This window comes from Aeromonas popoffii, from assembly GCF_000820025.1.
Lineage (GTDB): Bacteria > Pseudomonadota > Gammaproteobacteria > Enterobacterales > Aeromonadaceae > Aeromonas > Aeromonas popoffii.
Genome location: NZ_CDBI01000032.1, coordinates 20,208 through 31,994, shown reverse-complemented (window position 1 = coordinate 31,994; position 11,787 = coordinate 20,208). Strand labels below are relative to the sequence as shown.

Here is an 11,787-nt window from a genome sequence, read left to right as displayed (position 1 = left end):
CAATTGGATTTACAGGCTCGATTACGCGTCGCTAATCAGACCTACAGGCCTCACCAACAAAAACCGCGATACACCTCCCACCTAGTCAATGCTGGGTATGCATTGAACCCCTTAAAGTGCTCCAATCAAGACTCTCAATCACTAACGACACCACACGGAGCCCAATATGACCCTGCCACTTGTCGTGATCACCGGTGCCAGCTCAGGAATTGGCGCTGCCTGCGCTGCCTTCTTTGCCAAGCGAGGCCACCCCTTGCTTCTCTTGGCTCGCCGCATCGAACGCCTCGAGGCGCTGGATCTGCCGAAGACTCTCTGCCGTCAGGTGGACGTGACCGATCGCGCGACCTTAAGCGAAGCTGTCGTTGAGGCAGAGGCTCGCTTTGGACCAGTGGACCTTATCGTCAATAACGCTGGCCGGATGCAGCTTTCCCTCCTCGCCGAGCAGTCACCCGAGGAATGGGATCGGATGCTGGATGTGAACGTGAAGGGGGTGCTTAACGGCATCCATGCTGTGCTGCCAAACATGCTGGCACGCCGCCACGGTACCATCATCAACATCAGCTCGGTTGCCGGACGCAAGACTCACCCCAGACATGCCGTCTATAGCGGAACCAAATTCGCCGTGCACGCCATCTCGGAAAACCTGCGCGAAGAAGTAGCGCCACACAATGTGCGGGTCATTACCATCGCCCCTGGCGCCACAGATACAGAGCTGGTCAGCCATTGTGACGAGGCTATTCAGGAAGGGTTCGAGGCCTGGAAGGCAGACATCGGTGGCGTGATGTCGCCACGCGATGTGGCCGAGGCCGTGGGCTTTGCATATGCCCAGCCCCAACACCTGTGCATTCGGGAGATCGTGCTGGCGCCAACCCGGCAGGAGCCGTGATAGATGGTTCTTTTTGAGGTGTTCTTTTTGGGACACCCACCATTGGCACACCTTTGGCACACCTTTGACATGGATGATTTTGTGAATGCGGCGCAGTTGTGGTCATGGTAGGGGGGGTAGGATAGGCATCAACTCAGTCCTTTGGATGCGGCTTGTTTTGTTTGGCGACTAATCAGATCCCACAAACTGGACTGAGTTCTCTACCTCCGGTGATCTACTATTCGGAACAGCTATTTAGTTACGAGGGTAATCACTTTAAACAATGCTATTAAATGAACCATCTAATACTAATGACTAATAATACTAATGACTAATTTTAAAAAATGAGATAAAGCAATATGCTATATTAAACCATTTTTAATAAAGCTATTTCTGATCCCATGCTCATCGGCAATATTCGTAATTTCATTAGCTACTGATTTAAGCTGTGCAGTGCCATTTTCCATGGCAACAGAGTGAGCTACAGCAGAAAACATCGCAATATCATTGTTACCATCACCAAACGCGAAGGCATCTGCCGCGGTCAGCCCTACATAATCTAAAACAAAATTAACTGCTACATATTTATCCACCCCTTTTACAGCTATCTCACCACTTTCAGGACCAAATTGCGGTACAGTGGTATGATACATAGCAAATCTATCTTGAAATTTATTTGCTACTTCAGCATAAGGATGGCCATTGCTAATAAAAGATATTTTATTAACATTTGCATAGTCGATTACACCACCGAGTGACTGTTCTAATATATTAAAAAACCAGTTAAATTCATCGAGCGCTTCACTGTATTCGTCACTAACCTCTTCATAAGATTTTGTTACTTGAGATTTAATGGATGCAATACAATTTTCACTAGCAAAAAGCCCATCATTTGATTCTAAATAATACCCAATATCATTTACATTAAAGTATTCTATTATTTCAATAACAGCTGATTCAGGCATTCGCAAATGCTTTACTAACTGTCCAGCCACTTCTATATATCCTCCTCCGGCACCAACAATCCCATCAAAGCCAATATCAATTATCTCAGATGTTATTTCAGGTTTTGAACGACCGGTGCAGATAAATGCTAGATGACCATTTTCTCGCGCTTCTTTAATTGCCTCCTTCGCTGATAGAGGAACCATGCCAGCCGGATTAGATAAGGTTCCATCTACATCTATAAATATAATTTTCTTCATAAATCACCCATAATTAAATATTTTAATATCTTTACTTTACATACCTATTTTGACTTAAATTATCACAAGTTAGAAAACAGTTCAATAAGAACCATCAAGCCAAAGAGAAAACAAAAAACAACTACACATGTCATCTGTTATATAAAAAATTTGTGATTTAGTGTATATCCGACGAGCTGACTAATAGCTTAGGTCAAATGTAAAATATTGTGACAACCAACAAAAATAATGCATCAACAGAAAAATGATATTCGGGAAGACAACTAGACAACTAGGACACCCACCTTTTGGACAGGCCATCACGAGGTCAATTACTCGACACTTCATAGACGTGGCTGCAGCAACAATATCTCTACTCCGTTCTTTTTAGGACACCCTACTTTTGGAGCAAGTCACAATCAGGCTCCTTGCGGCACGCACGAGGGAATGGATTCGAAATGGGAACCCTGCAACTGGACCAGTAAGAAGGGTATTTCGCTATAAACAACGCCTGCCGTTACACAGCTATCTACAGCTAAAACGCTGTGTGAATCACCGAACAGCCAGCAAACTGATGACAACTAGGATGACAACTAGGACACCCACCTTTTGGACAGGCCATCACGAGGTCAATTACTCGACACTTCATAGACGTGGCTTCGGCAACAATATCTCTACTCTGTCTCCTGTTTAGGAAGTACGAGTAAAAAACAGGCTCAGCGGCGCTATGACAAGCGGGGACGTGGTGAAGGTGAGGAACAGCAGGCTGTCTAGTCGCTAGGCTGGTAACAACGCAGCTGACCACAATGCAGGGCAAACTGTTTGCGATGCTGATGATCACCTACCGCTCTGATACCCTGCCGCCGGAACAGAGTCACCTGTCGAAGCCAGGCGGTTTTATCAAGTCCTAGTCGTTCCATAATGGGAGTAAGATGAACCGGGATGTAGCCGCGCTTGTCTGCCCTGATGGCTCGCCCTGTCCAATCGACCAGCATCAGATAATCGGTGAAGGCATAGGGCAAGCAGCCGGACTTCTCCTTATCGGTAAACGGTAGCAATAGCGGGGGTAAGGCTTCAGATAGGGACGCGTTATCAAGGCGTTGCTTGATACTTGTGTAGTCGCTCTGCTCTGGTCGATCGGCAAGGGCTGCCCGCACCGGATTGAGATCTACATAAGTCATGCAAGCCAGCAAAGCTGATTCGGTGAGCAGCGCCTGACTTTTAAAGCGCCCTTCCCAGAAATGGCCCTTGCAGCCATCTTCCAGATTGGCCTGGCGAGCCAAAGTTTCATTGAGCAGCCGCACAAACCAGCTGATGGAGTAAAGCCGCTCGCGCCACTGCCCTATCAGTTGTTTAACCACTGTAATCTCAGGTTCAATCAGGGATTCCCCCTGATACCAGCGCCGCACCAACAGTGGCCATTGGAACAATGCAGCCCAACGCTCGGCCACCTCCCGTTCACTCCAGTTGGCGGCAGTATCGGGCTCAACCTTGAGCACCAGGTGGTAATGGTTGCTCATCACTGCATAGGCGCAGATACCGATGGCAAACAGCCTCGACAGCTGGCCCAGCTTGTCGACCACCCACTGGCGCCGATGTTCGTAGTTCTGACCAGAATGGATGTCTTCACCACACAAGAAAGCCCGCCGCACACAGCGACTGACCACGTGGTAGTAAGGCGTATCCTGCAAACTGATTTGACGTGAACGGGCAATGGTCATGGCGCATCCCTCGACAGTAACTCCTCAAGCCAAGTACAGGATTACGCCGCTGTCAAAACGGTGGGTGTCCTAGTTCTGTTTATTGAACCCTACTCTCTTTACATGCTATTAATCTACATTTCAGATAAACATACATAATCGGCATAATTTAGGTGTATATATGGATAGTGATAAATTGAAAGAGTATGCTTATGGAAACCTAGCCTCTATATTTTGGTCAGGATTTCTACTGTTCGGTGGTGCAATATTTGTTTATTACTATGCAAATATAGGATACATGCCTGACTTTGATTTCAAATCATCAGTCACACTGCTTGCTGCTGCATCAATCACAGCAATGATCATAGTCATCCTATTTATTACAATCCTGATATTGCCAGGTTTATTTTGGTCTAACACTTGGGCTAATGAATCACCAATAAAGAGTAACTGGGAGGATGAAGATGGGCATAAAATACTTTACAAAACGGCACTTTGGTTTGGACTGCCAATATTATCCCTCTATGGATTTCTAGCACTCCTCACATTAAGCTGGCTCATTTCAATCCCATATTTCATATGTGTGATAATCACTTCCCACTTAATTATTTGCAAGAGGTCAACACTAAGTAAGAAACAATCATTAGAAGAAACATCAAAAATGATTTTTTCTTCCTTCGTTTGCGCTCTCTTAGCATTCATTCCAATATTTTTTGTACTGTCTATATCAGTTTCAAACTTAAGCACAAGTAAAGGCTCTCCTGCTTTAATTGGTCCCATTGTAGTTGGGTTTATTGTTCTCACCAATATTCTCGTAACGGCCAAGCCTAAAGGAATTAAAGGGGTAATATATTACCCTACATTAGGCGCCATTGCCTTTTATGTAGTTTTTTCATCTTTTGAACTTTTCTATAGAATCCCAGAGAGAGTGATGGAAATATACAAATTTGGTTCTATAGACACAGAATCAATAATTTTAAACAACGAGGGTTGCAACACAGTACTGACCTTAGGCCTGATATCTAAGGTCACACCTGAAAAGCAATGTGTTCTTACCAATGCAAAAATATTATCCCGCCTAGGTAAAGATATGTACCTAGAGATAGGTCATACAAGATTTACACTAAAAAACTCGGAGATCCTCTCTTGGTCAGTAAAGGAAAGTTCTAAAAAACGTCATAATCACTCCGAAGATTAAACTGACCATATACTGTGAGGGTCTATCGATGACGATGACCTTACAGCGGATATGAAAAATATTTTTCCACATAAAAAAGGGGCGCTTTCGCGCCCTTTCTATTAATTACCCTTCCTGATTTTCCCCAGCTACCGGTTCGGCACCGGCGGAGGATTCAATCTCGATGCGGTCCACCCGCTGCAAACCACGGGGCAGCTTGGCGCCGCGGCGGCCGCGCTCGCCGCGGTAGTAGTCAAGGTCAGATGGCTTAAGAGTGAGCTTGCGCTTGCCGGCAAACAGAGTGACCGACTGACCCTGCGGGATGACGGCGGCCATCACCACAAACTCCTCCCGCGCCTTCACGCGAGCAGAGGGGATGCTGATCAGCTTGTTGCCCTTGCCTTTGCCGAGTACCGGCAGGGTGTTGAGCGGGAACAGCAGCATGCGCCCTTCATTGGAGATGGCCATGCAGAGATCGGTCTCTGGCGAGCCAATCTTCTGGGGTGCCATCACCAGGCCCCCTTCCGGCACTGTGAGCAGCGCCTTGCCGTTCTTGTTCTTGCCGATCAGGTCGTCATAGGTGCAGACAAAGCCGTAACCGGCGTCGCTGGCGATCAGATATGGCTCACCCTCGTTGCCCATCACCAGATGGCGCACCTCTTCCCCTGCCCCCAGCGCAAAGCGGCCGGTGAGCGGCTCGCCCTGACTGCGCGCGGATGGCAAGGTGTGAGATTCGAGGGCGTAGGTTCTCCCCAACGTGGAGAGGAACACCGCCTGCTGGTTGCTGCGGCCAAAGGCGTGGGTGAGGTAGTTGTCCCCCGCCTTGTAGGAGAGCCCCGCCACATCGACGTCGTGGCCCTTGGCGGCCCGCACCCACCCTTTATCGGAGAGGATGACGGTAACCGGCTCGCTCGGGGTCAGCTCTTTTTCAGTCAGGGCTACCGCGCTGGCGCGCTCCACCAGCGGGGTGCGGCGATCGTCGCCGTACTTCTCGGCATCCGCCAGCAGCTCTTTCTTGAGCAGGGTATTGAGGCGGCGCTCCGAGCCCAGGATCAGTTGCAGCTTATCCCGTTCAATCGCCAGTTCATCCTGCTCGGCGCGCAGCTTGAACTCTTCGAGCTTGGCCAGATGGCGCAGTTTGATCTCGAGGATAGCCTCGGCTTGGGTCTCGCTGATATTGAAACGCTCCACCATCACCTTGCCCGGCTCATCCTCGGTGCGGATGATCTCGATCACCTCGTCGATATTGAGGTAGGCCACCAGCAAGCCTTCGAGGATGTGCAGGCGAGCCAGCACCTTGTCGAGGCGATACTGCAAGCGACGCCGCACCGTCTCGCGGCGGAAGATGATCCACTCGGAGAGGATCATCTTGAGGGTCTTCACCTGCGGCCGGTTGTCGAGGCCGAGGATGTTGAGGTTGACCCGGTAGTTCTTCTCCAGATCCGTGGTGGCGAACAGGTGGGCCATCAGCGCCTCCATGTCCACCCGGTTGGAGCGGGGAATAATCACCAGACGGGTCGGGTTCTCGTGGTCCGATTCATCGCGCAGGTCGGTGACCATGGGCAGCTTTTTGGCCACCATCTGGGCGGCGATCTGCTCCATGATCTTGGCGCCGGAAGCCTGATGGGGCAGCGCCGTGATGACGATGTCGCCATCCTCCTCGTTCCACACTGCTCGCTGCTTGATGGAGCCCTTGCCGGTCTCGTAGATTTTGCGGATGTCATCGCGCGGGGTGATGATCTCGGCGCTGGTCGGGTAGTCCGGCCCCTGAATGTGCGCCATCAGCGCATCCAGCCCCGCATCGGGGTTATCGAGCAGCTCGGCACAGGCGTAGGCCACTTCCCGCGCGTTGTGAGGCGGGATGTCGGTCGCCATCCCCACCGCGATGCCGGTGATGCCGTTGAGCAGTATGTGGGGCAGGCGGGCGGGCAGTACCACAGGTTCTTTCATGGTGCCGTCGAAGTTCGGCGTCCACTCCACAGTGCCTTGGCCCAATTCCGAGAGCAGCAGCTCGGAGAAGCGCGACAGCCGCGCCTCGGTATAACGCATGGCGGCGAAGGATTTGGGATCATCCGGCGCCCCCCAGTTACCCTGACCATCCACCAGCGGGTAGCGGTAGGAGAAGGGCTGAGCCATCAGCACCATGGCTTCATAACAGGCGCTGTCGCCGTGCGGGTGGTACTTACCCAGCACGTCACCCACGGTACGGGCGGATTTCTTGTGCTTGGAGAGAGCAGAGAGCCCCAGCTCGCTCATGGCGTAGATGATGCGCCGCTGCACCGGTTTGAGACCATCGCCGATATGCGGCAAGGCCCGATCCATGATGACGTACATGGAGTAGTTCAAGTAAGCCTGTTCGGTAAAGGTGCGCATTGGCTGGCGCTCTACCCCGTCCAGACTGAGCTCGATAGCATCACTCATGTGATTTTCTCTTTCGGTTCGGGAGCCGCCACAGGGCGACTCCGGCTAAATGCTTGCTGGCCCGCACAGGGCCAGCCGACGGCTTGGATGATGGCGAGATTACCCTGCTCGATCAGCCACTCCTCATTACTGAGAGAAGTGAACTAGATGATGGCAAGGTTTCCCTTCTCCTCTAACCATTCACGACGATCACCGGAGCGTTTCTTGGCCAGCAGCATGTCCATCAGTTGCAGGGTCTCGTCCCCCTCCTCCATCTCGCCCATGGTGAGCTGCACCAGACGGCGGGTGTTGGGATCCATGGTGGTTTCCCGCAGCTGTTTCGGGTTCATCTCACCCAGCCCCTTGAATCGGGTCACCATCACCTTGCCTTTCTTCTTCTCGGCCTCGACCCGCTGCAGCACGCCGTTCTTCTCGTCCTCGTCGAGGGCGTAGAACACCTCCTTGCCGATGTCGATCCGGTAGAGCGGCGGCATAGCCACATAGACGTGGCCCTTGTTGACCAGGGTGCGGAAGTGCCTCACGAACAGGGCGCAGAGCAGGGTGGCGATATGCAGACCGTCCGAGTCCGCATCCGCGAGGATGCACACCTTGCCGTAGCGCAGGCCGCTGAGATCTTCGGAGTCGGGATCCAGGCCGATGGCCACCGAGATATCGTGCACTTCTTGGGAGGCGAGCACCTGACCGGCTTCCACTTCCCAGGTGTTCAGGATCTTGCCGCGCAGCGGCATGATCGCCTGAAACTCGCGGTCGCGCGCCTGCTTGGCGCTGCCGCCCGCGGAGTCACCCTCCACCAGGAACAGTTCGCCCTGCATGGGGTCGGCGCAGTTGCAGTCGGTCAGCTTGCCGGGCAGCGCCGGGCCCTGGGTAATCTTCTTGCGCACCACCGTCTTGGCGGCGCGCAGCCGGCGCTGGGCGCTGCTGATGCAGATCTCGGCGATCTGCTCCGCCAGCTCGGTGTTGCTGTTGAGGAACAGGCTGAAGGCATCCTTCACCACCCCCGACACGAAGGCCGAGCTCTGGCGCGACGACAGCCGCTCCTTGGTCTGACCGGCGAACTGGGGATCCTGCATCTTGATGGAGAGGATGTAGGCGCAGCGATCCCAGATGTCTTCCGGGGTCAGCTTGACCCCGCGCGGCAACAGGTTACGGAACTCGCAGAACTCGCGCATGGCGTCGAGCAGCCCCTGGCGCAGGCCATTGACGTGAGTACCGCCCTGGGGCGTCGGGATCAGGTTCACATAGGATTCGGCGAGGCACTCGCCCCCTTCCGGCAACCAGCAGAGCGCCCAATCCACCGCAGACTGTTCGGTGCTAAAGGCGCCGACGAAGGGCTGCTCCGGCAGGCAGGTGAACTGCTTGACCGCATCGACCAGATAATCCTTGAGGCCATCTTCGTAGCACCACTCCAGCTTGATGCCGGTGTTCTTGTCGAGGAACTTGATGGTGAGGCCGGGGCAGAGCACGGCCTTGGCCTTGAGCAGGTGCTCCAGCTTGGTGACCGAGAAGCGGGGCGAGTCGAAATAGCTCGCCTGCGGCCAGAAGCGCACCCGGGTGCCGGTGTTGCGGCGACCGCAGGTGCCGGTGATGGTCAGCTCCTGCACCTTGTCGCCACGCTCGAAGGCGATGTCATAGACCTGGCCGTCGCGACGCACCGTCACCTCGACCCGATCGGAGAGGGCGTTCACTACCGAAATACCCACCCCGTGCAGACCGCCGGAGAACTGGTAGTTCTTGTTGGAGAACTTGCCCCCCGCGTGCAGTTTGCAGAGGATCAGCTCCACACCACACACCCCCTCCTCCGGGTGGATATCGACCGGCATGCCACGGCCGTCATCGATCACCTCGAGGGACTGGTCTTCATACAGGGTCACCTCCAGGGTGCGGGCGTGACCCGCCAGCGCTTCGTCGACGCTGTTGTCGATGACCTCCTGGCCGAGGTGATTGGGCCGGGTGGTGTCGGTATACATGCCGGGGCGACGACGCACCGGTTCAAGGCCATTGAGGACCTCAATGGCATCCGCATTGTATTGAGTGGACATGGAGGGCCTTGCGAATTGACGTTTGGGGAGAATCTTAACTGCTACGCGGGGGCAGAACAAACTCCCCGCGCCGAAAGCTTGATCTGAAGGGCCAAGCTTGACTCAACGGCCGACTGTCGGGTCGGCCCGTATCTTCTTATTCACGATCCGCCGGATGGTTGATCCCGTCGCGCAGCGGCACCTCATCCAGCTCAAACGGGTTGACCCCCTCAAGGCAGGCGAGGTTGTAGCCATACTCGGCCGGATTGGATCGACGTTGATGATGGGTATAGATGCCGCAGATGCTGCAGAAGTAGTGTTTCGCGGTACGGGTGTTGAACTGGTAGCAGCGCAGCGCCGCCTCCCCCTGCAAGATCTGGATCCCTGAGAGCGGCACCGAGGCAACGATGGCACCGCGTCGTCGGCAGAGAGAGCAGTCGCAGCGGCGCGGATCCACCACGCCATCCGGCAGGGTAAGTTCCAGCACCACGGCCCCGCAGTGACAGCTGGCCTTGTGCTTTTCCTCAATCACTGTGTTGCCGATGAGCTTGATCATGTCACCTTCTTGCCTTGTGTATAAGGTGCCTTTGCTACAACCCCAGAAAGCGAACGATCTGGGCGGGGTAGCGTTCAAACGCAACAAAAGCGTGGTTACCACCGCACTCCAGCGACAGGCGGGCAAAGCGGTATTCATCCAGCACCTTGCGATAGTCGAGCACCTCATCCTCCTGCTGTTGCAGGATCCAGAGCCGCTCGGGGGCCGTCACCGGCACTGCCAACGCCCGCAGCTCGCCCATGTGTGCCGGCAGCAGCTCGTACTGCTCATCGGTATAGGGATTGGTCTGAGGGCCCAGGTAGTCGCACAACAACTCGTGAGGGCGCACCGCCGGGTTGATCAGGGCCGCGCGACAGCCATACAACTCGCTCACCCGGGTGGCCATAAAGCCGCCGAGGGAGCTGCCCACGGCACCAAGCTTGAGGCGGTCACCGTGGCGGGCGATGGCCTCTTCAACGGTCTGCGCTATGGCGGCCCAAGCCGCCGCCGGCGTATTGGGCTGGGCCGGAATAATGAGCTCGATGTCGGGTCTATATTGCGCCACCCAGGCAGCCATCTGCTGCGCCTTGGCAGAGCCGGGGGAAGAGTTGAAACCGTGCAGATAAAGCAAAACGGAGGTCATGGAAGCGGCCTCCTCAATAACCGGTGGCATCGGGGTCGGGCACAAACTGCCCCACCGGCAGACGCCACACCTGGCTCGCTACCCGGCCATCCGGATGCAGGGTGAGATAGCGCCAGCCCGGACCTGATTCGTCCAGCGCGAAGCCATCGCTGAGCGGCTTGAACTGAATGCAGGTGGAGGGGCTGGCAATCAGCCGCACTCCGCGATGCATCTCGTCAAATTCCTGATGGACATGGCCAAACAAGATGGTTTTCTGCTGGGGATGACGAGCCAGCACGGCGAACAGATCGTCGGCGTTCTTGAGATTGTGCTGATCCAGCCAGGCGCAACCCACAGGCACGGCCTGATGGTGCAAGGCTATCAGGACATGACGCTCGGGGTGCTGGCGCAGGGCCTGGTCGAGCGCCGCCAGCTGATGATCGCCGAGTACGCCGTGAGGTTTGCCGCGTACCTGGGTATCCAGCAGTATCACCTGCCAGTGATCCCCCACCAGCTGCTTGGCCTCGCTGATCCCGGCCGCATGCAGGTATTCGGTCATCAGGGGGCCGTCGTCATGGTTGCCGGGCAGCCAGTAGATGGGACGTGCCAGCTTTGCCATCATGCTGGCAAAGCGCTGGTAGGATTCCGGACTGTGATCCTGCGACAGATCGCCGGTCGCCAGGATCAGATCAAACGGATGATCATTGGCCTGCACCCGCTCCAGCACGGCAGCCAGGCTCTCTGCGGTGCGTATAGCCAATAGCCGCCCCTCGGCACTCGCGAAGAGGTGGGTGTCGGTAATTTGTAACAGGCGCACACTGCCGTCCTGCGCCTGGGGTAGCTCTGTTTCCAAAATCACGCTTCTTATAAGTTCAACTAGAGGATATTTATCTGGCTGGCACCATGTCTGAGACAAAATCTTAGCCAATCGGCCAGGAACAGATTTACCTGCTCCTTTTCATCCCGCTGGTGCATTTTTTTATTGGGATAATCATAACGTGGTTGCAACCTCGAAATCTGTTGCGCCGCACACACTTCCGCCATCCGCACGTCATGATACAAACGAATCTCGATGCGAGCCTGCAAGTAGCTCGGCAACTCCGGGTTGTGCTGGGCCAGGATCACCTGACTGGTGAAGCGGCTCTCCTCGCTGACGGTGAGCTGGAACTGCAGGCCATTGCCCACCTGATAGCGGCGTTCGGCCCCGACTGTGCCACCGGGTGGCAACAGTTTCATCAAGGCCATGTAGTTCACCTCACAGGTAC

General features: G+C 54.5%; 10 protein-coding genes. 2 read left to right on the top strand and 8 right to left on the bottom strand.

Features of this window, described 5'->3' with window-relative positions; all coding sequences use genetic code 11:
• Positions 1 to 166: 166 nt before the first annotated feature.
• Positions 167 to 886: an SDR family oxidoreductase gene (locus BN1129_RS06715; protein WP_042035382.1), complete on the top strand. Its 720-nt coding sequence runs from the start codon at positions 167 to 169 to the stop codon at positions 884 to 886.
• A gap of 341 nt (positions 887 to 1,227) precedes the next feature.
• Here the strand turns inward: BN1129_RS06715 and BN1129_RS06710 are convergent, their stop codons facing one another.
• Entirely contained in the window at positions 1,228 to 2,070 is an 843-nt protein-coding gene (locus tag BN1129_RS06710) for a Cof-type HAD-IIB family hydrolase (RefSeq protein ID WP_042035380.1), read from the bottom strand.
• Between the two features lie 749 nt (positions 2,071 to 2,819).
• Positions 2,820 to 3,770: a transposase gene (locus BN1129_RS06705; RefSeq protein ID WP_042035378.1), complete on the bottom strand. Its 951-nt coding sequence runs from the start codon at positions 3,768 to 3,770 to the stop codon at positions 2,820 to 2,822.
• Between the two features lie 160 nt (positions 3,771 to 3,930).
• On the opposite strand from BN1129_RS06705, the gene BN1129_RS23180 reads away from it, so the two are divergent.
• The gene (locus tag BN1129_RS23180; RefSeq protein ID WP_157013287.1) at positions 3,931 to 4,947 is read left to right on the top strand and encodes a hypothetical protein; all 1,017 of its coding nucleotides are present in this window, start codon (positions 3,931 to 3,933) and stop codon (positions 4,945 to 4,947) included.
• Between the two features lie 105 nt (positions 4,948 to 5,052).
• Here the strand turns inward: BN1129_RS23180 and parC are convergent, their stop codons facing one another.
• From parC to BN1129_RS06670, 6 genes are all read right to left on the bottom strand, one after another.
• Entirely contained in the window at positions 5,053 to 7,347 is a 2,295-nt protein-coding gene (parC, locus tag BN1129_RS06695) for a DNA topoisomerase IV subunit A (RefSeq protein ID WP_042035375.1), read from the bottom strand.
• Between the two features lie 143 nt (positions 7,348 to 7,490).
• Positions 7,491 to 9,386: a DNA topoisomerase IV subunit B gene (gene parE / locus BN1129_RS06690; protein ID WP_042035374.1), complete on the bottom strand. Its 1,896-nt coding sequence runs from the start codon at positions 9,384 to 9,386 to the stop codon at positions 7,491 to 7,493.
• Positions 9,387 to 9,522: 136 nt separating this feature from the next.
• Positions 9,523 to 9,921, bottom strand: a complete 399-nt coding sequence (locus tag BN1129_RS06685) for a GFA family protein (protein WP_042035372.1) — start codon at positions 9,919 to 9,921, stop codon at positions 9,523 to 9,525.
• Positions 9,922 to 9,955: 34 nt separating this feature from the next.
• The gene (locus tag BN1129_RS06680; protein ID WP_042035370.1) at positions 9,956 to 10,543 is read right to left on the bottom strand and encodes a YqiA/YcfP family alpha/beta fold hydrolase; all 588 of its coding nucleotides are present in this window, start codon (positions 10,541 to 10,543) and stop codon (positions 9,956 to 9,958) included.
• 13 nt (positions 10,544 to 10,556) lie between these two features.
• Complete coding sequence (gene cpdA / locus BN1129_RS06675; RefSeq protein WP_042035368.1) at positions 10,557 to 11,375, bottom strand: 3',5'-cyclic-AMP phosphodiesterase; 819 nt, start codon at positions 11,373 to 11,375, stop codon at positions 10,557 to 10,559.
• A gap of 23 nt (positions 11,376 to 11,398) precedes the next feature.
• On the bottom strand, positions 11,399 to 11,787 hold a 389-nt coding region (locus BN1129_RS06670), incomplete at its 5' end, for a DUF1249 domain-containing protein (RefSeq protein WP_084204591.1).

What these genes read in the sequence shown, in the direction of transcription:
- BN1129_RS06715 (WP_042035382.1), top strand. Translation starts at nt 167, where the DNA reads ATGACCCTGCCACTTGTCGTGATCACCGGTGCCAGCTCAGGAATTGGC.
- BN1129_RS06710 (WP_042035380.1), bottom strand. Translation starts at nt 2,070, where the DNA reads ATGAAGAAAATTATATTTATAGATGTAGATGGAACCTTATCTAATCCG.
- BN1129_RS06705 (WP_042035378.1), bottom strand. Translation starts at nt 3,770, where the DNA reads ATGACCATTGCCCGTTCACGTCAAATCAGTTTGCAGGATACGCCTTAC.
- BN1129_RS23180 (WP_157013287.1), top strand. Translation starts at nt 3,931, where the DNA reads ATGGATAGTGATAAATTGAAAGAGTATGCTTATGGAAACCTAGCCTCT.
- parC (WP_042035375.1), bottom strand. Translation starts at nt 7,347, where the DNA reads ATGAGTGATGCTATCGAGCTCAGTCTGGACGGGGTAGAGCGCCAGCCA.
- parE (WP_042035374.1), bottom strand. Translation starts at nt 9,386, where the DNA reads ATGTCCACTCAATACAATGCGGATGCCATTGAGGTCCTCAATGGCCTT.
- BN1129_RS06685 (WP_042035372.1), bottom strand. Translation starts at nt 9,921, where the DNA reads ATGATCAAGCTCATCGGCAACACAGTGATTGAGGAAAAGCACAAGGCC.
- BN1129_RS06680 (WP_042035370.1), bottom strand. Translation starts at nt 10,543, where the DNA reads ATGACCTCCGTTTTGCTTTATCTGCACGGTTTCAACTCTTCCCCCGGC.